General features: G+C 66.3%; 22 protein-coding genes. 15 read left to right on the top strand and 7 right to left on the bottom strand.

Annotated elements, in window-relative coordinates:
* Positions 1-408 precede the first annotated feature (408 nt).
* From ACI2KK_RS22625 to ACI2KK_RS22590, 8 genes are all read left to right on the top strand, one after another.
* Positions 409-582, top strand: coding sequence for a general stress protein (locus tag ACI2KK_RS22625; RefSeq protein ID WP_217838646.1), 174 nt, complete (start codon positions 409-411; stop codon positions 580-582).
* 54 nt (positions 583-636) lie between these two features.
* On the top strand, positions 637-816 hold the full coding sequence (locus ACI2KK_RS22620) for a hypothetical protein (RefSeq protein WP_404670684.1): 180 nt from the start codon (positions 637-639) through the stop codon (positions 814-816).
* Positions 817-831: 15 nt separating this feature from the next.
* Positions 832-2,139 carry an iron-containing redox enzyme family protein gene (locus tag ACI2KK_RS22615; protein WP_404670683.1) on the top strand — a complete coding sequence of 436 codons (1,308 nt, stop codon included), beginning with the start codon at positions 832-834 and terminating at the stop codon, positions 2,137-2,139.
* Positions 2,139-3,092, top strand: a complete 954-nt coding sequence (locus ACI2KK_RS22610) for a methyltransferase (RefSeq protein WP_404670682.1) — start codon at positions 2,139-2,141, stop codon at positions 3,090-3,092. Before ACI2KK_RS22615 ends, ACI2KK_RS22610 begins: the two co-directional genes overlap by 1 nt.
* A complete protein-coding gene (locus ACI2KK_RS22605) occupies positions 3,085-4,194 on the top strand; it encodes a carboxylate-amine ligase (RefSeq protein ID WP_404670681.1) in 1,110 nt (369 codons plus the stop codon). The genes ACI2KK_RS22610 and ACI2KK_RS22605 overlap by 8 nt, the downstream gene beginning before the upstream one ends.
* Before the next feature lie 81 nt (positions 4,195-4,275).
* On the top strand, positions 4,276-5,181 hold the full coding sequence (locus tag ACI2KK_RS22600; RefSeq protein WP_404670680.1) for an SDR family oxidoreductase: 906 nt from the start codon (positions 4,276-4,278) through the stop codon (positions 5,179-5,181).
* Positions 5,182-5,264: 83 nt separating this feature from the next.
* A complete protein-coding gene (locus ACI2KK_RS22595; RefSeq protein ID WP_217838652.1) occupies positions 5,265-5,402 on the top strand; it encodes a PSPA7_2676 family Cys-rich small protein in 138 nt (45 codons plus the stop codon).
* Between the two features lie 12 nt (positions 5,403-5,414).
* Positions 5,415-6,236, top strand: a complete 822-nt coding sequence (locus tag ACI2KK_RS22590) for a Ku protein (protein WP_404670679.1) — start codon at positions 5,415-5,417, stop codon at positions 6,234-6,236.
* Positions 6,237-6,468: 232 nt separating this feature from the next.
* On the opposite strand, the gene ACI2KK_RS22585 is transcribed toward ACI2KK_RS22590, so the two are convergent.
* Positions 6,469-7,227, bottom strand: coding sequence for a PIG-L deacetylase family protein (locus tag ACI2KK_RS22585; RefSeq protein ID WP_404670678.1), 759 nt, complete (start codon positions 7,225-7,227; stop codon positions 6,469-6,471).
* Positions 7,224-9,677, bottom strand: coding sequence for a DNA ligase D (gene ligD, locus ACI2KK_RS22580; protein WP_404670677.1), 2,454 nt, complete (start codon positions 9,675-9,677; stop codon positions 7,224-7,226). The genes ACI2KK_RS22585 and ligD overlap by 4 nt, the downstream gene beginning before the upstream one ends.
* Before the next feature lie 148 nt (positions 9,678-9,825).
* On the opposite strand from ligD, the gene ACI2KK_RS22575 reads away from it, so the two are divergent.
* The gene (locus tag ACI2KK_RS22575) at positions 9,826-10,284 is read left to right on the top strand and encodes a phosphotransferase system, HPr-related protein (protein ID WP_404670676.1); all 459 of its coding nucleotides are present in this window, start codon (positions 9,826-9,828) and stop codon (positions 10,282-10,284) included.
* A gap of 302 nt (positions 10,285-10,586) precedes the next feature.
* Here ACI2KK_RS22575 and ACI2KK_RS22570 read toward each other — a convergent pair whose 3' ends face one another.
* Genes ACI2KK_RS22570 through ACI2KK_RS22560 form a run of 3 tightly spaced genes read right to left on the bottom strand, consistent with a single transcriptional unit; the run spans position 10,587 to position 13,509 of the window.
* Entirely contained in the window at positions 10,587-11,537 is a 951-nt protein-coding gene (locus ACI2KK_RS22570) for a lysylphosphatidylglycerol synthase domain-containing protein (protein WP_404670675.1), read from the bottom strand.
* The gene (clsB, locus tag ACI2KK_RS22565; protein WP_404670674.1) at positions 11,537-12,739 is read right to left on the bottom strand and encodes a cardiolipin synthase ClsB; all 1,203 of its coding nucleotides are present in this window, start codon (positions 12,737-12,739) and stop codon (positions 11,537-11,539) included. Before clsB ends, ACI2KK_RS22570 begins: the two co-directional genes overlap by 1 nt.
* Positions 12,736-13,509 (bottom strand): endonuclease/exonuclease/phosphatase family protein, encoded by a 774-nt coding sequence (locus ACI2KK_RS22560; RefSeq protein WP_404670673.1) that lies wholly within the window; start codon positions 13,507-13,509, stop codon positions 12,736-12,738. The genes clsB and ACI2KK_RS22560 overlap by 4 nt, the downstream gene beginning before the upstream one ends.
* Before the next feature lie 216 nt (positions 13,510-13,725).
* Between ACI2KK_RS22560 and ACI2KK_RS22555 the strand changes: the two genes are divergently transcribed.
* From ACI2KK_RS22555 to ACI2KK_RS22535, 5 genes are all read left to right on the top strand, one after another.
* Positions 13,726-14,097 carry a low affinity iron permease family protein gene (locus ACI2KK_RS22555; RefSeq protein ID WP_404670672.1) on the top strand — a complete coding sequence of 124 codons (372 nt, stop codon included), beginning with the start codon at positions 13,726-13,728 and terminating at the stop codon, positions 14,095-14,097.
* Positions 14,098-14,110: 13 nt separating this feature from the next.
* Entirely contained in the window at positions 14,111-14,662 is a 552-nt protein-coding gene (locus ACI2KK_RS22550) for an ATP-dependent Clp protease proteolytic subunit (RefSeq protein ID WP_404670671.1), read from the top strand.
* A gap of 332 nt (positions 14,663-14,994) precedes the next feature.
* On the top strand, positions 14,995-15,204 hold the full coding sequence (locus ACI2KK_RS22545) for a general stress protein (RefSeq protein ID WP_217838666.1): 210 nt from the start codon (positions 14,995-14,997) through the stop codon (positions 15,202-15,204).
* 69 nt (positions 15,205-15,273) lie between these two features.
* Positions 15,274-16,458, top strand: a complete 1,185-nt coding sequence (locus ACI2KK_RS22540) for a zinc-dependent alcohol dehydrogenase (RefSeq protein WP_404670670.1) — start codon at positions 15,274-15,276, stop codon at positions 16,456-16,458.
* 76 nt (positions 16,459-16,534) lie between these two features.
* The gene (locus ACI2KK_RS22535; protein ID WP_404670669.1) at positions 16,535-16,777 is read left to right on the top strand and encodes a DUF6555 family protein; all 243 of its coding nucleotides are present in this window, start codon (positions 16,535-16,537) and stop codon (positions 16,775-16,777) included.
* A 134-nt stretch (positions 16,778-16,911) separates the two neighbouring features.
* Here ACI2KK_RS22535 and ACI2KK_RS22530 read toward each other — a convergent pair whose 3' ends face one another.
* Complete coding sequence (locus ACI2KK_RS22530; RefSeq protein WP_404670668.1) at positions 16,912-17,526, bottom strand: LuxR C-terminal-related transcriptional regulator; 615 nt, start codon at positions 17,524-17,526, stop codon at positions 16,912-16,914.
* A gap of 106 nt (positions 17,527-17,632) precedes the next feature.
* On the opposite strand from ACI2KK_RS22530, the gene ACI2KK_RS22525 reads away from it, so the two are divergent.
* Positions 17,633-19,243, top strand: coding sequence for an ATP-binding protein (locus tag ACI2KK_RS22525; RefSeq protein WP_404670667.1), 1,611 nt, complete (start codon positions 17,633-17,635; stop codon positions 19,241-19,243).
* Positions 19,244-19,377: 134 nt separating this feature from the next.
* Here the strand turns inward: ACI2KK_RS22525 and ACI2KK_RS22520 are convergent, their stop codons facing one another.
* Positions 19,378-19,689, bottom strand: a complete 312-nt coding sequence (locus ACI2KK_RS22520; protein WP_404670666.1) for a hypothetical protein — start codon at positions 19,687-19,689, stop codon at positions 19,378-19,380.
* Between the last annotated feature and the right edge of the window lie 197 nt (positions 19,690-19,886).

Raw genomic sequence — 19,886 nt, 5'->3', positions numbered from 1 at the left:
GCCAGGGACGGCCCGTCGGCGCGTACCTCCGGAGCAAGCCCGGAGCGAGGGAACCCCCGAAGCGCAGCGTAGGGGGCCGGATGATGGGAGCAGGGCGGCTTTGGTTACTTTGGCCGCGACCAAAGTAACCCGCCGTAAGGGCGGAAAGGTGACGAAAAGCGCTCATCGTCAATGAATACGCATACATCTCCAGAGGCAATCACCATAATCCCCGAACCCGAACCCGAACCCGAACCCGAACCCGAACCCGAACCCGAACCCTTAGCCCCCCAATACCCCCACGCCCCACCTTTAGCGCCACCGGTCCGCCCACCCCGCAAAAAACCGAATCCCTCCCAGCCCCCGCACTCCCAACCCATGTACGGACCCAAACCGTACATTCCCAAAGCCAATCGAGGTTTGAAGACCATGGCCAACAAAGAGAACAGCAATATGGGCAACCAGGGCAGTTCGAAAAACCCTGGTAACTTCGCCAACGACCGCGAAAAAGCCTCCGAGGCCGGCCGCAAAGGTGGCCAGCAAAGCCCCGGCAGCAGCCAGCGCCCCTCCACCGAGTCCGGCCGCAAGGGCGGTCGCTCGTAAGTAAGCCCATGCGATGCCGGGCTTGCCCGCCCGGCACCGCGCAGGAGGCAAACCATGCGCATCACCCCATTGCTATGCCTGCTGGGCAGCTTGAGCCTGCTCGGCGGTTGTTTCGATCGCGACAACGACCACCCAGCCAAAGACGCCGACCCCAGCAAACCCTCGCTGCAAATGCAGCAACCCGACACACCCACCACTCAGCCAGCGCCACAAACCAAGCCGCAGAACCCATAAAGCGAGGGGCCCGGCATGACCGTGATCAGCCGCAACGACGTCGCCGAGAAAGCGCTGCAAGCGCGCTACCAGGCACTGCTCGACGGCCGCCCGGGCGATACCCAGGCCTGGCTGGGCGAGCAGCTGCAACAAGCCGCGCAGTTGAACGACGACCTGCCCGATGACCCCGGCCAGTTACCCGCCTGGGCCACGGCAAACGCCGCCAAGGTCGCCCAGGCCCACAAGCATTACCTCGAACAACGCCGCCTGGGCGCGCCCCGGCGCTATTTCGCTACCCGCGCCCAGGCGCTGTGGTTCCTGCAGCAGGTAGCCCCCACCAAGGCAGTTGACGGCGCCTGGCTGCATGGCACCTTGCGCCACTGGCGCGACCCGCGTTATCACGGCCTGATCCGCACCTACCTCGAAGAGCTCGGCGACGGCGACCCGCGCAGCAACCACGTGCTGATCTACCAGCGCCTGCTCAGCCGCCTGGGCTGCCTGCAAGGCCTGCCGCTGGCAGATGCCCGTTACCGGCAAGGCACCTTGCAACTGGCCCTGGGCCAGGCCGGTGATGCCCTGCTGCCTGAGGTCATCGGCTACAACCTGGGCTACGAGCAACCACCGCTGCACCTGCTGATCACCACCCACGAACTGGCCGAACTGGGCATCGACGCCCATTACTTCCAGCTCCACGTCACCATCGACAACGCCGCCAGCGGCCACGCCCGGCGCTCGCTGGAGGCCTTCGCGCAACTGCAGGGCAGCGCTGCGTTCTACCGCCGGGTACGCAACGGCTACCGCCTGAACGACCTGGGCGTGGACGCGCCCACGCTGATCGCCAGCTTCGACCTCGATGGCGAACTGCTAGCGGCCCTGGAGCGCAAGCGCGTGTTCGGCCAGTTCATGCACGCCGACCGCTGCCGCCTGCAAGGGCGCACCGTCAACCAGTGGCTGTCCGCGCCCGGTGGCATGCCCGCGTTCCTCAAGGCGCTGCAGGGCAACGGCTGGATCGTGCGCAACCAGGCCCCGCGCCTGAGCCGCTTCTGGGGCCTGCTCGAAGGCCCGACAGCGGCGATGTTCGGCGTGTTCAGCGCCTACGAAAAACAGCTCTGGCACGACTGGATCGCCGGCGACTGGCAAGGCGACCCGGTGCGCCGGGTGTTGCCAGGGCAATGGGAGAACGAGCTGGCGTTCGCCGCCGAGGCCGAACCTGCGCTGCCCGAAACCGATATCACCGGCCTGATTGGCGCCATGGCCGGCAACCACCATGCCGAACCGCAAGGCTTGCGTGCCACCCGGGCCTACGCGCGGGCCACCGGCCTTGCCCAGGGAGGGCCCTGCTGATGCTGCTCGACCACAACCAGGCCGACGCCGATGCGGCCTTGTTGCAACTGGGCCGGCGCCTGCGCGACGACGGCTACCGCTTTACCTGCGTGACCCCGGCCACCCATGCCCGGGTCAATGCCAGGCACCAGGCCCAGCGCGCCGGCAACCTGCGCGATGTGTTCGGCTGGAGCCGGCCGTTCCCGCCCGAGCTGATCAGTGCCGATGAGTTGCAGCAACTGCACACCGCAGGGGTGCTGCAGGCCGACGGCCAACTGCTGCGCAGCTCGGTGCGCTGGTCGAGCCTGGACGACCTGTTGCTGGTGCACTCTGCCTGGCCCACCGACAGCCAGGACGCGGTGTTCTTCGGCCCCGACAGCTACCGCTTCGCCCAGGTAATCCACGACCACCTGCAACGCAGCCCCAAGCGCGTGCAGCACGCGGTCGACATTGGCTGCGGCAGCGGCGTCGGTGCCTTGCTGATTGCCCGCGCCGCCCAGCACGCCCAGGTCAGCGCCGTGGACATCAACCCGCAGGCCCTGCGCTTTACCGCCATAAATGCCGCCCTGGCCGGGGTGGCCAACCTGTCGGTGGAGCCCAGCGACCTGCTCGACGGCCTCAGCGGCACCTTCGATTTGATCGTCGCCAACCCGCCGTACATGCTCGATGCCGGCCGGCGCGCCTACCGTCACGGCGGCGGCAGCCTGGGCGCCGAGCTGTCGCTGCGCATCGTCGAGCAGGCCCGCGAGCGCCTGGCCCCCGGCGGTACCTTGTTGCTGTACACCGGAGTAGCCATGCTCGAGGGCCGTGACGCACTGCTCGAAGCCATCCGCCTGCGGCTGGCCGGGCCGGCGTTCAGCTGGAGCTACAAGGAGGTGGACCCGGACGTGTTCGGCGAGCAATTGCTCGAACCCGGCTACGAACAGGTGGAGCGCATCGCCGCCGTCGCCCTGACCGTTACCCGCAATGGCTGACGCCTGCACCTTCGGCATCGAGGAGGAATACCTGCTGGTGGACCTTGCCAGCGGCCGGGTACTGGCCACGCCCTCGGAGGCCATCGACCGGCGTTGCCGCGAAGTGCTCGGCAACTGCCTGGCCGAAGAAATGTTCCGCAGCCAGATCGAAATCGCCTCGCCAGTGTTCGACAACCTGCACCAGGCCCGAGGTTTTTTCAGCGAAAGCCGCCAGCGGCTGAACCACGCACTGGCCGAGGAGGGCGCCGGGCTTTACTGCGCCGCCAGCCACCCCAGTGCGCAGTGGCTGCGCCAGCATGCACGGCAAACCGCGCATTACCGCCAGGTGTTCGACGATTACCAGTTGGTGGCGCGGCGTAGCCTGCTCAATGGCCTGCATGTACATGTAGGCGTACCGGCCGGCTGCGACCGCATGCAACTGATCAACCGCCTGCTGTACTGGCTGCCGCTGCTGTTGGTGCTCAGCACCTCCTCACCCCTGTGGGGCGGCGAGGCCACCGGCTACATGAGCTACCGCCGGGTGGTGTGTGGCGAGTGGCCGCACATGGGTCTGCCCGAGCCGCTGGCCGACTGGGGCGCCTACCAGCGCTACCGGGCGTTGCTGCAACGCACTGGCGCCCTGGCCGAAGACGGAGCGTTCTGGTGGGCGATCCGCCCGTCGATGCGCTTGCCCACCGTGGAGCTGCGCATCTGCGATGGCTGCCCGGGGCTGGAGGACGGTCTGGCCATTGCCGGGTTGTTTCGCCATCTCGTTGAGCAGCTGGTTCAACGCCGGCATGGCGGCATGCCGGTCCGCCGCGAGCTGCGCTGGGTCACCCAGGAGAACTACTGGCGCGCCTGTCGCCATGGGCGCCATGGCACCTACATCGGCGTGCATGACCAGCAACCGGTCAGTGCCGCAGGCTGGCTGGCCCAGTTGCAGGCGCAACTGCCGCCCGACAGCGCCGATGCCGAGCGCGCCTTCAACCATGCCGCGCAGGTGCTGCGCGAAGGCACCAGTGCCGATCGGCAATTGGCTGCATTGGCGCTGGCCCGCGACCAGGGCCAGGACGCACGCCAAGCCATGAGCGAGGTAATCGCCAAGGTCATGGCCGAAACCTGACGCCGTGGGAGCGGCCTGCCCCGTCGTAGCAGCGCACCGGCGCGCCCACAGAGTTCCTCAACCTGAACAGGAGCATTGCCAATGCCCGCTAAACCCCAGGACCAGTTCACCCGGCAGAACCCGCTCACCCAGTACCCGCACCCGCCGTTCCCCGCGCAGGGCCAGGCCGCCCCAGGCCTGGATGGCGAAATGCGGCCCAAGCCCGACCATGGCGAGCATACCTACAAGGGCTTCGGCCGCCTGGCAGGCCGACGCGCGCTGATTACCGGCGCCGACTCCGGCATTGGCCGGGCCACGGCCATCGCCTTCGCCCGCGAGGGCGCCGATATCGCGCTCAACTACCTGCCCACCGAAGAAGCCGACGCCCGCGAAGTGGTGGCATTGATCAAGGCCGAAGGGCGCAAGGCGGTGGCCATTCCCGGCGACCTCAAGGACCCGCGCTTTTGCAGCGAGCTGGTCGACCAGGCCCACGAACAGCTGGGCGGCCTGGACATTCTGGTCAATGTTGCCGGCAAGCAGGAGGCGCGCAAGGACATCGGCCAGATCACCCACGCGCAGTTCGACCACACCCTGAAGACCAACGTCTACGCATTGTTTTGGCTGTGCCAGGCCGCAGTGCCGCTGATGCCGGCAGGGGCGACCATCATCAACACCGCCTCGATTCAGTCGTACCAGCCCTCGGCCACCTTGCTCGACTACGCCACCACCAAAGCCGCCATCGTCGCTTTCACCAAGGCCCTGGCCAAGCAGGTGATCGAGCGCGGCATCCGGGTCAATGCGGTGGCGCCGGGGCCGATCTGGACCGTGCTGCAACCCAGCGGCGGCCAGCCGCCGGAGAAAATCCCCGAGTTCGGTGCGCAAACGCCGATGAAACGCCCCGGCCAGCCGGCTGAATGCGCGCCGCTGTACGTGCTGCTGGCCAGCCAGGAATCGAGCTACATCACCGGTGAAGTGTTTGGCGTGACAGGCGGCAACCCGCTGCCGTAGGCGCGAGCCGATCAAACCTTCATGGCGCTGCGCAGTCACTCAGAGTAAGAGCCCCGTTTTTCGCAGGGCCAAGGAGGTGGCTGATGAAACTTGTCTGCCTGCTGCGTGGTTGCCAATGGCGCGCCATGCCTATCGGTGAAATTGCCGGGTTGCAGTGCCAGTGCTGCGAACGTTGCGGCGCCTGGCGCTACAGCGAGCCCGGCCACCCGTTCGATGCATAGGAGGTACCAGGCATGGCCCGGGCCATCTGGAAGGGCGCGATCAGCTTCGGCCTCGTGCATATCCCCGTGTCGCTCAATACCGCCGTGCGCAGCGAGCGTATCGACTTCGACTGGCTCGACAAGCGCAGCATGGAGCCGGTGGGCTACAAGCGGGTGAACAAGGTCACCGGCAAGGACATCGACAAGGACAACATCGTCAAGGGCGTGGCGCTGGAGAAAGGCCGTTACGTGGTGATCAGCGAGGACGAGATCCGCAAGGCCCGCCCGGAAGCGACCCAGACCATCGATATTTTCTCCTTCGTCGAGGCCGGGGAGATTCCGCTGCAGCAGTTCGACACGCCGTATTACCTAACCCCCGACAAGCGCGGCGGCAAGGTGTACGCCTTGCTGCGCGAAACCCTGGAAAAGACCGGCAAGGTAGCCCTGGCCACCGTAGTGCTGCACACCCGCCAGCACCTGGCGCTGCTGCGCCCGCTGGAAGACGCGCTGGTGCTGATTACCTTGCGCTGGCCAGATGAAGTGCGCGGCATCGACAGCCTGGAGCTGGACAACAGCGTCACCGCTGCCAAGGTCGACAAGCGCGAGCTGGACATGGCCAAGCGCCTGGTGGAGGACATGAGCGGGCCGTGGGCGCCGGACGAGTACCACGACGCGTTTCGCCAGACCATCATGGATCTGGTGGAAGAAAAGGCCAGCAAGGGCAAGGTTGCCACGGTGGCCAAAGCCGAAGGCGCCGAAGCAGGCAAAGGCGCGGATATTCTCGACCTCACCGAGCTGCTCAAGCGTAGCCTCGGGGGCAAGAAACCAGCCAAGAAGCCGCGCAAGGCATCGTGACCTACAGGCCTGCGCCGAACCTGTAGGAGCCGGCTTGCCGGCGATAGGGCCGGGCCTGAAACAGACCCACCCGGGGCTTTGTGGGGTTGCTGATGGCCCCATCGCCGGCAAGCCGGCTCCTACAAGGGCAGCAGAGGCCTGTGATTCATGTAGCAGCCGGATTGCCGGCAATGGGGCCTGGCCTGCAATCACCGTGCTGGGGCTTATGGCGCTATCGCGAGCAAGCCGGGTCTTACAGAAACAGCAGTTCGAAAGGTTGCAGCAGGCATTGCTGCAGGTGGGCCGGCAGTACTGGCGGGCGTTCGCCGTCGGCTTGCAGCTGGCTGGTGCAGGCGGCCAGTGCTGCGCGCTTGCGTGCCAGGCGGGCATCGTCGAGCTGCACCCGGTGGGCGCGGGGCCAGGGCAGGCGGGTATAGTCAGGCTCGGCCCAGTGCCAGGCCCACACTGGCGCCTCGGCCAACTGCCCCTGGCGCGCCTGGGCAGCTTGGGCGCAGGCGCGCCCCACGGTTTCGTGGTCGTCCTGGCCGTCAGCACGCCAGGGGCACAGCAACAGGTCGCCCGGCTGCAGCAACTGGCTCAGGTGGTTGACCAGAAATGCCTCGTCCCGGGCCAGGCCGCCGTCCTTGAGGTTCAGGCGCCGCCAGTCCAGGCGTGCAGGTTCCAGGTCGAGCTGCTGCAGGGCATGGCGGCTTTCCTGCGGGCGTTGGCGGCGCAGGCGGTGTTCGCTCCAGGTGGCGGAACCGGGGTGGCTACCTTCGCCGTCGGTGACACTGATCAGCACCAGATCGTGCTCGCGGCCGTGAAAACCCGCCAGCAAGCCACCGGCCATGAGGACTTCGTCGCCGGGATGCGGGGCCACCAGCACCAGGCGCCGACCCGGCGGACACAGCTGTTCTGGGTTGAGCCAAGTGGCACGGGCCAGGTGCGCCGACTGCTGCCAGGCGCTCCATGGCGTACCTTGGCTGGCCGGGGTGAGGTGCTGTTCATTCATCGGTCCACTCCCAACTGCTTGCGCATGCGCGCGGTGATCGACTGGCGCACCTTGCCCATCGCCGCCCAGGGGTCATCCACCTCGCCCAGGCGCTCGTGCAGGTTGCCGATATGCCACTGGTTGGCGCCCTTGAGCTGGCCCAGCTCCTCGCGCCAAATAGGCACCGACACCGGCAGGCCTTCGCGGGCGCGCAGCGAATAGGCCGCCACGGTGGTGGCGCCCTTGCCGTTGCGCAGGTAGTCGATGAAGATCCGTCCGACCCGGTTCTTCGGCCCCGACACCGCGCTCAGGCGCTCGGGGAACAGCCCGGCCAGGTGCTGCACGATGGCGTGGCTGAAGGCTTTCACCTCGTCCCAGCTGGCGCGGCGGGTCAGCGGCACCACCAGGTGCATACCCTTGCCGCCGCTGGTCTTGAGGAACACCTGCAAGCCCAGCTCGTCGAGCAGGGTGAGGGTCAGTTGCGTTGCTTCGAGCATGGCCTTCCAGGGCAGTGCCGGGTCCGGGTCAAGGTCGAGGATGAAGCGGTCCGGGCGCTTGAAGTCCTTGTCGGTGGCGTTCCAGGTGTGCAGCTCGAGCATGTTCATCTGCACCGCACCCAGCAGGCTTTGCGGCTTGTTCAACACCATCGCCGCCTGGCCGGCCTGGGCCTTGGTGTAGGTGACCACACCTGGAATGTGCAACTGCCCGGCGTTTTTCTGGAAAAACAGCTCGCCAGCCAGGCCGTCCGGGGCGCGTACCAGGGCAACGGGGCGGTTTTTCAACTGCGCTAGCAGGTGTTGCGCCACCTGGGCGTAGTACTCGGCCACCTGGCGTTTGGTGGTACCACTGGTGGCGTCGATCACCCGGTCCGGGTGGGTCAGGTGCAGGTCGCCCAGGGGCTTGTCGGCTTGCCTGGCGGGCATGGCACGCTCCAAATCGATGGCGGTGGCGGGTTTGTCGTCGCGCAGGCCATGAAATACCGAATGGCGCACCACACCGTCACGGGTCATTTGCGCATAGGCCACTTCGGCCAGCAGCTGCGGCTTGAGCCAATGCACGCCACGGGCTTCGCTGCCGGTGGGCGGGTTGGCCAGTTGCGGCTTGCTGCAGTGCAGAGGCTTGAGCCGGGCGTGAATGCTGGCCAGGGTGGTGGCGCTGAAACCCGTGCCGACCTTGCCGGCATAACGCAACTGGCCGGTGTCGGGGTCATGCAGGGCCAGCAGCAGGGCGCCGAAGGCGTTGCGGCTGCCCTTGGGCTCGGTGTAGCCGACGATCACGAATTCCTGGCGCTGCTTGCACTTGAGCTTGACCCAGTCAGCGTTGCGCCGGCCGCTGTAGGCGCTGCCCAGGCGCTTGCCGATCAGCCCTTCGAGCCCTAGCCGGCAGGCGCTGGCAAGCAGGTCATCCATGGGTTGGTCGAAGGCCTCGGAAAACCGCAGCAGGTCGCCGTCGTGGTGCGCAAGCAGTTGTTCCAGGGCCTGGCGGCGATCTTCCAGGGGCAGTGCGCGCAGGTCTTTGCCGCCAAGGTAGGGCAGGTCGAACAGGTAGTAGACGATGCGCTCGTCCTGCTCGCTGTCGAAGGCGTTCTGCAGGGCCTGGAAGTCGGCCACGCCGTTGTCGCCGGGCACCACCATTTCGCCGTCCAGCCACGCCGAACCCAGCCCCAGGGCCTTGAGCGCAGCCACCTGGCGCGGCATTTTTGCGCTCCAGTCGTGGCCGTTGCGGGTGAACAGGCGCACATCGGCGCCGTCGATGCGGGCCAGGATGCGGTAACCGTCGAACTTGACCTCGTAGCGCCAGTCGCCGCCGGGGGCCGAGTCCACCAGGGTGGCCAGCTGCGGTTCGAGCCGTGCCGGCAGGGCGGCCTTGCTGGCACTGCGCCGGGGTGTGGCGGGCTTGGCGGTTTTGCGCGGCACCAGGGTGCGCTCGCTCAGCACGCTTTCCGGGCGCGCCTCGAGGATGCTGTAGTCGGCCTCGCTGCGCGCCTGGCCATCGTTGGACTTGACCAGCATCCACTGCTCCTGCTTGCCGGCCAGGTGGGTGCGGAACAGGTTCCAGATACCGCTGAGCTTTTCGCCCTGCAGGCGAAAGCGCAGCTTGCCCTTCTGGTAGGCGGCGCGCGGGTCGTCTTCGGGCTCCCAGATGCCACGGTCCCACACGATTACATCGCCGGCGCCGTAATGGCCCTCGGGGATATGGCCCTCGAAGTTTGCATAGTCCAGCGGGTGGTCCTCCACGTGCACCGCCAGGCGGCGCACCTTGGGGTCCAGCGACGGGCCCTTGGGGATGGCCCAGCTTTTCAGGGTGCCGTCCAGCTCGAGGCGAAAGTCGTAGTGCAGGTGGCTGGCGTCGTGCTTCTGGATACAGAACTGCAAGGCATGCGCAGCACCCGCCCGGCTGCGCTTGCCGGCAGGTTCGGGGGTGGCGTTGAAGTCGCGTTTGCGCAGGTAATCCTCAAGGGGCTTGGCCATGACCGGCTCCGGTGTGTGCCTTGAATTGGGAGGCAGCGGGGGCGGGCAGAGTTCAATAAAGCTGGGCGAAAGCTGGGCGGCGAAAAACTCTGAATCATTGCCCTGCGCGGGCAGTCAACCGCATGATCCCCCTTGATGGAGAACCGCCATGGCGCAGCCAGACGAACCAGGAACCCCGACCGAGATCGATGACACCGAGGACCGCATGGGCAGCGTGCACGAGCTGGATTTCAGCGAACGCCGCGACGAGCGCCAGGGCCGAATCGGTGACGAGCGCCCGGCCCGCGAAGTGGCCGAGGAGTACCCCGCCCGGCGCGTGGCCGAAAGCGGCATGACCGGTGGCGAAGCCTTGAGCGACAGCCTGCACGAGGACAACGTCACCCTGGATGACCTGAGCCCCGACACCCTGTTCGACGAAACCGGCGCCCGCGACCCGGACGAGCCGGGCGAAGGTGGGGGCCCGGCGGACAAAAGCCTGCGCCATGTGGATGCCGACGAGATCGGCGGCGGTATTGGCCTGGACGAGGCGGAGCTGGCCCGTTCGGCGCCGCTGGACGGCGAGCCGTGGACCGATCAGGTGGTTGATGAGGATGGGCACAAGCCCTGATCTGTAGGAGCGGGCTTGCCCGCGATCACCGGCACAGCCGGTGCCAACTACTGCGTCGCCTGCTTCGCGGGTAAACCCGCTCCCACAGGACTGTATGGCGCCTGATTTTGACGCTGTACCTGTCATTTGCTGGCAGGGACGGCCTCATCGCCGGCAAGCCGGCTCCTACAGGTAATGCACAAGCCTGATGGTGGTGTGATCCCTGTGGGAGCGGCTTCAGCCGCGAACACCGGCGCAGCCGGTGCCAGCCACTCTGCACTTTTGCTTGTCGGTGTATTTGCCTTTGTCGCCACGGGGCATGGTCAACCTTCTTGCTTTTGCGGTTTGCGCAGGTGCCGGGCGCGTTGCTCCAGCACCAGGTAGGTGATCACCGCCAGTACCAGCGGGATCAGGTAATACAGCGTGCGGTAGCCCAACAGTGCCGCCACCAGGCTGCCCTGGCCAAGCTGGCCGTGCAGCAGGGCGAGGAATACCGTTTCCAGCACGCCAAGCCCGGCAGGGATGTGTGCCACCACGCCGGCCACGCAACTGATCAGCAGCACGCCGAGGGTTTGCGGGTAGGCCAGATCGCCCGGCAGCAACCAGTGGATCAATGCGGCCATCAGCGCCCAGTTGCTGGCGCCCAACGCCACCTGGCACAGCGCCAGGCGCAGCGAGGGCAGGGTGAGTTCATGGCCGCGTAGCTGCCAGGTACGCTTTTTGGCAAAGCCGCAGGCCAGCAGGTAGGCCAAGGCCACCAATACCATCAACACGCCGACCAGGCGCAACCCGCTGGCGCCCAGGCTCCAGCTGTCGGGCAACTTGACGTAGCCCAGGGCGAACACGCTGCCGGCCAGCAACAGGTAGCCCATCCAGTTGGTCAACAGGCCCAGGGTGAGAATGCGGGTGATGGTGGCGGTGTCCAGCCCCAGGCGGCTGTACAGTCGGTAGCGCAGGGCCACACCGCCTACCCAGGTGGTGAAGTTGAGGTTGAAGGCGTAGCAGACGAACGCCACCGGCAGCACCTGGCGCGCCGGCAGGTGGTGGCCGGTGTAGGCCCGGGCCAGCAGGTCGTAGCTGGCGAACACCAGGTAGCTGGCCAGGGCCAGCAGCAGGCCGATCACCAGCGTGGATGGCTTGTAGGCCAGCAGCGACTGGCGCACTTCGTTCCAGTCCAGGTTGCGCGCCAGCATGAACAACAGCGCCGGCACCAGCACGATGAACAGCAGCGTCAGCAGGCGCTTGCCCCAGGTTTGCCAGCGTGGCTTGGCCATCAGCTGTTACCCCCGTGGCAGTCGGCCTGGGCTGGGACTTGCGGTTGCACTGAGGTCAGGCGCTGGCGGTGGGCCGGGAACCAGCCGGCGATGCGCGGAAAGTACCGGGTGATGTGGAAACCCAGGAAGATCAGCGGCGCACGCCACCAGTAACCACGAATCATCCGCTCCAGGGTGACGGCCTTGCAGTGTTGGGCGGCCAGTTCGCTCAAGTGCTCGTGCAGCAGCTGGTTGAACGCCCGGTCGCGGATCAGCAGGTTGGCCTCCAGGTTGAACGACAGGCTCAGCGGGTCGAGGTTGCTCGAGCCCACCGTCGACCAGCTGTCGTCCACCAGCGCCACCTTGCCGTGCAGCGGGCGCTGGCAGTATTCGTAAATGCGCACCTGGTCGCGTAGCAGGTAGTTGTAGAGCAGCCGCGACAGCGCGCGGACCCAGCGCATGTCGGGCTGGCCCTGCAGAATCAACGTCACCTGCACGCCGCGCCGGGCGGCATTGCGCAACTCGCGCAGCAGCCGGTAGCCGGGGAAGAAGTAGGCATTGGCCACCATGATGCGCTGGCGCGCCTGGCGGAACGCTTGCAGGTACTGCACTTCGATGTCGGTGCGGTGCCGGCGGTTGTCGCGCTCCACCAGCGCGGCTTCGGCACTGCCGAACTGGGTGTCGGGCGCCTGTACCTGGCTGGGGCCGTCCAGCACCTGCGCCATCAAGCGCCGGCTTGCGGCGTGCACCTGGGCCACCACCGGCCCGCGCACCTCGACGGCATAGTCCTGCTTGGCCTGGGGGCCGAAGTCGCCCAGGTGGTCGGCGCTGTAGTTGATACCGCCGATGAATGCACATTCTGCATCGATCACCACGACCTTGCGGTGCAGGCGACGGAACAGGTTGGTGCGCATGCCGGCCACCAGGGGTTGCGGGTCGAAGGCATGAAAACCCACGCCGGCCTCGGTAAGCGAGGCAACGTAAGCCTGCGGCAGTGCGGCACTGCCGTAACCGTCCACCGCCACATCCACCCGCACGCCACGCCGGGCGGCGTCCACCAGCACCTGGCGCAGGCGTTCACCGACCTTGTCGTCGTAGATGATGAAGGTTTCCAGCAGGATCTCTTCGCGGGCCTGGGCCATGGCCTCGAACACCCGCCGGTAGTACTGCTCGCCGTTGATCAGCAACTGCACCTGGTTGCCGCCTTGCCAGTCGGGTTTCACAGGGACACCTCCGCCACCAGGGGGACATGGTCGGACAAGTGCGACCAGGGGTAACTGGACAACACCTTGGCGCTGCTGGCCTGGGCGTTGCGCAGGTAGATGCGGTCCAGGCGCAGCAGTGGCAGGCGCGCCGGGAAGCTGCGAGCCGGGCTGCCGAACGCCTCCACCAGGTGCTCACCGAGCACGGCATCGGCCTTCAGGCGCCAGTCGTTGAAGTCGCCGGCGACGATCACCGGGGCATCCGGCGGCAGGCTGTCGAGCAGCTCCAGCAGCAGGCGCACCTGGCGTTGCCGGTGGGCCTCGCGCAGGCCCAGGTGCACGCACACCGCATGCACCTGCGCGTGGCCGGGCACTTCCAGGCGGCAGTGCAGCAGGCCGCGTTGTTCGTTGCCATGGATCGACACATCGCGGTTGTCGTAGGCGGCGATGGGGAATTTGGACAGCAATGCGTTGCCGTGGTCGCCGTGCGGGTACACGGCATTGCGGCCATAGGCGAACTGCGGCCACATGCTGTCGGCAAGAAATTCGTACTGCGGCGCCTCGGGCCAGCCGGGGTGGCGCCGGGCGTGCTGCTGGTGGCTGCCGTGTACCTCCTGCAGGAACACCAGGTCGGCGCCGGTGGCGCGCACCGCTTCGCGCAGCTCGGGCAGGATGAAGCGGCGGTTGAACAGGGTGAAGCCCTTGTGCACGTTGAGGGTGAGCACGGTCAGCCGGTGCACGGCGGTGACCTTGTCGATGATGCAGCGTGGGGTTGGCAGGGTGTTGTTCATTCTCAAGCGACAGGGGAGCGGCGGTGAGGGTTCAAGGTGATTGATCGGCGGAGGGCGTCGCTTGCCTGCGGTGAGGCCGGTAAAGGCGCTGCATGGCACCGGCTGTGCCGGTGATCGCCGGCAAGCCGGCTCCTACAGGGGGATGCGCCACTCAGCGGAACTTTGCCGGCAAACAGCGCCTCCACCGCAAGCAGGCCATCGCACAGGAGCCGCGCCATGAAGTTCGACCGTTTCGCCCAATGGCTGGCCAACATCACCGGCCGGCCCCTGACCTTCGGCCTGGCGTTGCTGTTGATCCTGATCTGGGGCATCAGCGGGCCGCTGTTCCACTTCGACGATACCTGGCAACTGGTGATCAACACCTCGACCACCATCATCACCTTCCTCATGGTGTTCCTCATCCAGAACACTCAGAACCGCGACAACGACGAGCTGCACATCAAGATCGACGAGCTGCTGCGCACCACCAAGCGCGCGCACAAGGCGTTGCTGGACCTGGAGGACCTGGACCCGGCCGCCTTGCATGCGCTGCGCAAGCAGTACCAGCAGATGGGCGAGCGCGATGGGCGGCACGAAGGCAAAGACTGACCGGGAGGACCCCATGGCCAGACACATCATCCACTACACCGGGCCGATCAACTCGGCCACCTGCGGCAACCTCATCAACACCTGCTCCAAAGCCCTGCAACAGGGTGCCGAGGTGCTGCAACTGAACATCGCCACCATGGGCGGCGAATGCAGCTACGGGTTTACCTTGTATAACTTCCTGCGCGCGTTGCCGGTGCCGGTGCACACCCACAACCTGGGCACCGTGGAGTCGATGGGCAACATCCTGTTCCTGGCCGGCAGCCACCGCACCGCCTGTGCCTTGAGCAAGTTCTTGTTCCACCCGTTCCATTGGACCTTGCACGGCTCGGTGGACCATGCGCGCATGGCCGAGTACGCCATGAGCCTGGACTACGACCTGCGCCTGTATGCGCAGATCGTCGCCGAGCGCACCCAAGGGGCGAGCGAGGCGCTGGACGTGCCGCGCTACCTGATGGCCTACCCGCGTATTCTCGGGCCGCAGGAGGCGCTGGCGTGCGGGATGATCCATGCCATCGACGAGCTGCCGATCGAAGTGGATGCGTGCCAGTGGAGCGTGCATGCCTGACTGGCCAACACCCTGTAAGAGACTACCCAGCCCTGCGGGCTGCGCTGTCGCATTGGGAATACGGCGTGGGAGCGGGCTTGCCCCGCGATAGCGGTGTCAGCCTCACCATCGCTATCGCGGGGCAAGCCCGCTCCCACGGGAACCTTATAAATCAAAGGTTCCGATTTTGTTCCATGAAAGCCGGCGGGGCTTGTGAAAGCTGGCGCCCCAATATTTGGCGCCGCCGGTCCGATGCTGACGATGCCGATTGAATAGACCGGGAACCTTGCGGCTCGGAACTACTGCACGGTGTTTTTCCGTGACGCCAAACCAATGCGTAAAGGAGAACCAACATGGCACGTGACCAGGAACAGCCCAGCCGCCGCGGTGGCACCAAGGAAACCAACCCGGGCAACTTCGCCAACGACCGCGAAAAGGCCTCGCGCGCCGGCCACAAGGGTGGGCAGAACTCCGGGGGCAACTTTGCCAATGACCGCGCACGGGCCTCGGAGGCCGGGCGCAAGGGCGGCCAGAACAGCCACGGCGGTGGCCGCAACGCTTGAGCGCCCGGCATGGGATCGGGGCCGGCGTGCCCCGGTTCGTCCAACCCCCCGGCCAAGGAGGCGCTAGTCATGCGCGCACTGACCTATCACGGCTCTGGTGACGTTCGGGTCGACAATGTGCCCGAACCGCAACTGCAGGAGCGCGACGACATTCTGCTGCGGGTGACCGCCACCGCCATTTGCGGCTCGGACCTGCACCTGTATCGCGGCAAAATCCCCATGGTTGAAGCCGGCGACATTCTCGGCCATGAATTCATGGGTATCGTTGAAGAAGTCGGGCCCGAGGTCACGGCGGTGCGCCCGGGTGACCGGGTGGTGATCCCGTTCGTGATTGCCTGCGGTAACTGCTTCTTCTGCCAGCACGAGCTGTTTGCCGCCTGCGAGACCACTAACACCGGGCGCGGCGCCTTGCTGAACAAGAAGAGCATCCCGCCGGGGGCGGCGCTGTTCGGCTACAGCCACCTGTATGGCGGCGTGCCGGGCGGGCAGGCCGATTACGTGCGGGTGCCCAAGGGCAATACCGGGCCGTTCAAGGTGCCGGGGCAGTTGCCCGACGACAAGCTGCTGTTTTTGTCTGACATTTTACCCACGGCCTGGCAGGCAGTGCGCAATGCCGAAATCGGCCCGGGCTCGTCGCTGGCGATTTTCGGCGCCGGCCCGGTGGGGCTGTTGAGCGCGGCGTGCGCGCGGATGCTCGGCGCCGAGCAGATCTTCATGGTCGATGAGTGCGGCTACCGGCTGGACTACGCCCATGGCGCCTATGGCGTGATTCCGATCGATTTCAGCCACGACGATGACCCGGCCGACAGCATCATCCGCCAGACCGCCGGCATGCGCGGGGTGGATGCCGCCATCGATGCGGTGGGTTTCGAGGCCAAGGGCAGCGCCACCGAGATGGTGCTGACCGCGCTCAAGCTCGAAGGCAGCAGCGGCAAGGCGCTGCGCCAGTGCCTGGCGGCCGTGCGCCGAGGCGGGGTGGTCAGCGTGCCGGGGGTGTATGCCGGGTTTATCCACGGCTTCTTGTTTGGTGATGCCTTCGACAAGGGGCTGACCTTCCGCATGGGGCAGACCCACGTGCACCGTTACCTGCCGGAGCTGCTGGAACATATCGAGGCCGGGCGGCTGAACCCGGAGGCTATCGTTACCCACCGCATGGCCTTGGACGATGCGGTGCGGGGTTATGAAATGTTCGATGAAATGCAGGAGCGCTGCCGCAAGGTGATCCTGGTGCCGGGCGCCGCTGCCCAATACTGAGGCCCCTGGCCATCAGGGGTTTCTTTCACGTTGTAGGCCAATGCGCTGAATTGTCGCGAAAACCCAGGGAGAACGGATGCCAAGCCCACAGTTGTACATCATCGACTACCAGCTGCACGGCCAGCCGCGCAGCTTCATCATTCGCCTGGAACAGCTGGACAGCGCCGAGGCCTGGCATTGGGCCAGTTGCGATGCGGGGATTGGTATCATCCCTAAGTTCGGGCGCGAGAAGATCCGCAAGGTCAGCCGGCCGATGGCCGAGCGCTATGGCATTACCGAGGTGCGCTGGCGCGAGTCGGGGGCCAGGGCGGCAGGCTGAACAAAGCCCCCCTGTAGGAGCTGGCTTGCCAGCGATGAGGCCTGGCCTGAAATCTCATCTGGCCTGCTCGGGCCCCATCGCCGGCAAGCCGGCTCCTACAGGTACAGCTCAGGCTTGAAGAAGCTATGCACGGCTCAATGCCCCGAATACTTCACCGCCGCCGCTGTGCGGGTGTGGACGTTGAGGGTCTTGAGCAGCGACGACACATGAATACGCACGGTGAACGGCGAAATATCCAGCGCCCGGGCGATCTCCTTGTTGGTCTTGCCCTGGGCGATGAGGCGCAGTACGTCCTGCTGGCGCAGGGTGAGCTGGCCCACCTCGTTGCCCTCGTCAGCCTGGGGCAGCAAGCCGGACGGCGCATACCTGACCACCACTTCACCTTCGCGAATGGCCAGAATGGCCGCGCCCAGCTCTTCGGGGCAGACGCTCTTGCCGATAAAGCCATCGGCGCCGGCCGCCATGACCGCGTCGATCACGGCCGGGTCGTCGACCATCGACACCACGATCAGCGTGGTGCGGCGCAACTGGCGGCGCAGCTCGGCCAGGCGTTCGATACTGGTGAGGCCGGGGAAGCGCAGGTCGAGGATCAGCGTGTCAGGCGTGGCGCCCTCGACGGCCAGGCGCAGCACCTGGGCCAGGTCGCCGGCCTGCAGCAGTTCGGCGCCCGGCAACAGCCTGCGCACGGTGCTGACCATGGCTTCGCGAAACAGCGGATGATCGTCCGCCACGATGATGCGGCACGTCACGGTGTGACCTCCTTGTCCTGCGGGCCATGCTAACTTAGCAGTCAACATTCGACTTTTCTTCGGCCAATTGCCGAAGATGCCGACTGACGCACAAGGAATGTGGCACATGAAGTTCGAGAAGAACAACGAGCTGGACCAGGCCAACCTGCGCATCATCGTCGCCTCGTGCGCCATCCTGTACGTGGCAGTGCTGGGCTTCCTGCCGGGGCGTTCGCCCATGACTTACCTGCCGGTGCTGCTCTATTACGCGGCTTTTGTGGTGATAGCCATCGGCATGCGCCAGGCTATTTCGCGCTGGCCGGGGCATTACCCGTGGCGCCGGGTGCTGGGTATGCTCCACGACTATACCGGCACCAGTTTCGGCCTGGTGGTGGGCGGCGAGGCAGCGTTGCCGCTGTATGCGGTGATGGTGTGGATCAACCTGGGCAACGGCATGCGCTTTGGCTCGCGCTACCTGGCGGTGGCAACGGCCCTGGCACTGGTGGCGCTGCTGGTGGTGTGGCGGTTGACGCCTTATTGGCAGGAGCAGCCGTTTTTGCTGTTGATGCTGCTGACCACCAGTACGCTGATCCCTTTCTACGCCCACCTGCTGCTGCGGCGCACACGCAAGGCCACCGAACAGGCCGAGGCGGCCACCCGCGAAAAATCACGCTTTCTGGCCCAGGCCAGCCATGACCTGCGCCAACCCATCCACTCCATCGGCCTGTTCACCGCCTGCCTGCGCGAGGCGCGGCTGGGGGATGAGGAGCGGCGCCTAGTGGACAGCATCGACCGTTCGCTGCTGAACGTGTCGCAGCTGTTTCGCTCGATCCTCGACCTGTACACCCTGGACAACGGCCGGGTGCAGCCAGCGTTCGAAACCTTTGCCGTGGATGGCTTTTTGCGTGAGTTGCTGCGCCAGAACAGCGAGGCGGCGCGCTGGGCCGGGGTGGAGATGCGCCTGGCGCCCAGCCGCCACTGGACCCGCGCCGACCCCGGCATGCTGACGACCATGGTGCAGAACGTGCTGTCCAACAGCTTCAAGTACGCAGCCGGCAGGCCGCTGCTGGTTGGCGTGCGCCGGCGTGGCGAGGGGCTGGCCATCGTGGTCAGCGACCAGGGCCGCGGCATTGCCACGGAGCACCAGGACAAGGTGTTCGAAGAGTTTTACCGGGTGCGCCAGATGCGCGACAAGGATGTGGAGGGGGTGGGCCTGGGGCTGGCCATCGTCAAGCGCCTGGGTGGCTTGATGGGTTTGGAGGTGGGGCTGCGCTCACGGCCCGGCCATGGCACCAGCGTCAGCATCGAGGGTTTGCCCAGGGTGGCGGCCCAGGTTGCGCGGCAAAGGCAGGAACCGGCACAGCAGGTCGGCCTGCTCAGCGGCTTGCGGGTGTGCCTGGTGGAGGATGACCAGAACGTGCTGCAGGCCACCAGCGCGCTGCTGCGCCGCTGGGGCTGCGAGGTGCAGGCCGAGAGCTCGCCCCAGGGGCTGGCCAGTGACTGCGAGGTGATTGTCGCCGACTACGACCTGGGGCCGCAGGCCACCGGCATCGACTGCATCGACCAGCTGCGCGCCCGGCGCGGGCAGGCGGTGCCGGCGCTGATCATGACCGGCCATGATATCGACCGCTTGCAGGCGGCGTTGCAGGAGCGGGGCATTGCCGTGCTGGCCAAGCCGGTGCGCCCGGCCGAATTGCGTGCGGCGCTGCGCGAGTTGCGTGAGCAGGTGGCGTTGTAGGTGGTCTTGCCTGGGCCTTTGTAGGAGCCGGCTTGCCGGCGATAGGGCCAGCAGCCTTTATGTAAAAGCCGGAACCTGGCTTACAGGCCCGGCCTCATCGCCGGCAAGCCGGCTCCTACAGGGGGCGGGTTACTTCACTGCAAAATCAACGCCTGGCCTTCTTTCAGGCACGACGGGGTCGGGTCGTACAGGCCCATGCCGGCTACCGCGACGATGCCGCCGCTGGGCATCTGGCAGTTGTACTCGCCCTTGGCGGTGGTGGCGGTGAAGTAGGTGAGGGTGCTGTCGTTACGCACGTTGGAGACACTGGTCACCGGTACGCCCAGGGCGATTTCGGAGCGTTGCTTGAGGGTGTCGACGGACGGGTTGACGGTTTGGCAGCCGGCCATGGCGGCAAGCATGGCCAGCACGGCCATTGGCTTGAACAGGGGGGTGAAGGGTTTCATCGCAGAGCTTCCTTGGCGTTGTTCTGGGTGCGCCGCCGAAGCCGTGCGACGAACCCTGACCAGGAAACGCCGCCGGCTGAGAAGGGGGCAGGCCGACTATAGCCCCGGGGGTGGGCGAGGGGAGTAGGGCAGGTGTGCTAGATGGCCTATTGCCTTTACTGCAAGCCAGTATTCGCGCGGCCTGCGCTCAGGTAACA

It is taken from the genome of Pseudomonas sp. NPDC089406, from assembly GCF_044900265.1.
Taxonomy (GTDB): domain Bacteria; phylum Pseudomonadota; class Gammaproteobacteria; order Pseudomonadales; family Pseudomonadaceae; genus Aquipseudomonas; species Aquipseudomonas fakonensis.
Note: the sequence above shows the minus strand (reverse complement) of the source record. Positions and strands in the feature narration are given on the sequence as shown.

Coding starts and splice junctions, on each gene's coding strand:
- ACI2KK_RS22520 (WP_404670666.1), bottom strand. CDS start 19,689: ATGAAACCCTTCACCCCCCTGTTCAAGCCAATGGCCGTGCTGGCCATG.
- ACI2KK_RS22575 (WP_404670676.1), top strand. CDS start 9,826: ATGGCGCAGCCAGACGAACCAGGAACCCCGACCGAGATCGATGACACC.
- ACI2KK_RS22560 (WP_404670673.1), bottom strand. CDS start 13,509: ATGAACAACACCCTGCCAACCCCACGCTGCATCATCGACAAGGTCACC.
- ACI2KK_RS22610 (WP_404670682.1), top strand. CDS start 2,139: ATGCTGCTCGACCACAACCAGGCCGACGCCGATGCGGCCTTGTTGCAA.
- ACI2KK_RS22590 (WP_404670679.1), top strand. CDS start 5,415: ATGGCCCGGGCCATCTGGAAGGGCGCGATCAGCTTCGGCCTCGTGCAT.
- ACI2KK_RS22570 (WP_404670675.1), bottom strand. CDS start 11,537: ATGGCCAAGCCACGCTGGCAAACCTGGGGCAAGCGCCTGCTGACGCTG.
- ACI2KK_RS22550 (WP_404670671.1), top strand. CDS start 14,111: ATGGCCAGACACATCATCCACTACACCGGGCCGATCAACTCGGCCACC.
- ACI2KK_RS22595 (WP_217838652.1), top strand. CDS start 5,265: ATGAAACTTGTCTGCCTGCTGCGTGGTTGCCAATGGCGCGCCATGCCT.
- ACI2KK_RS22555 (WP_404670672.1), top strand. CDS start 13,726: ATGAAGTTCGACCGTTTCGCCCAATGGCTGGCCAACATCACCGGCCGG.
- ACI2KK_RS22540 (WP_404670670.1), top strand. CDS start 15,274: ATGCGCGCACTGACCTATCACGGCTCTGGTGACGTTCGGGTCGACAAT.
- ACI2KK_RS22535 (WP_404670669.1), top strand. CDS start 16,535: ATGCCAAGCCCACAGTTGTACATCATCGACTACCAGCTGCACGGCCAG.
- ACI2KK_RS22585 (WP_404670678.1), bottom strand. CDS start 7,227: ATGAATGAACAGCACCTCACCCCGGCCAGCCAAGGTACGCCATGGAGC.
- ligD (WP_404670677.1), bottom strand. CDS start 9,677: ATGGCCAAGCCCCTTGAGGATTACCTGCGCAAACGCGACTTCAACGCC.
- ACI2KK_RS22620 (WP_404670684.1), top strand. CDS start 637: ATGCGCATCACCCCATTGCTATGCCTGCTGGGCAGCTTGAGCCTGCTC.
- ACI2KK_RS22545 (WP_217838666.1), top strand. CDS start 14,995: ATGGCACGTGACCAGGAACAGCCCAGCCGCCGCGGTGGCACCAAGGAA.
- ACI2KK_RS22525 (WP_404670667.1), top strand. CDS start 17,633: ATGAAGTTCGAGAAGAACAACGAGCTGGACCAGGCCAACCTGCGCATC.
- ACI2KK_RS22625 (WP_217838646.1), top strand. CDS start 409: ATGGCCAACAAAGAGAACAGCAATATGGGCAACCAGGGCAGTTCGAAA.
- ACI2KK_RS22615 (WP_404670683.1), top strand. CDS start 832: ATGACCGTGATCAGCCGCAACGACGTCGCCGAGAAAGCGCTGCAAGCG.
- ACI2KK_RS22600 (WP_404670680.1), top strand. CDS start 4,276: ATGCCCGCTAAACCCCAGGACCAGTTCACCCGGCAGAACCCGCTCACC.
- ACI2KK_RS22605 (WP_404670681.1), top strand. CDS start 3,085: ATGGCTGACGCCTGCACCTTCGGCATCGAGGAGGAATACCTGCTGGTG.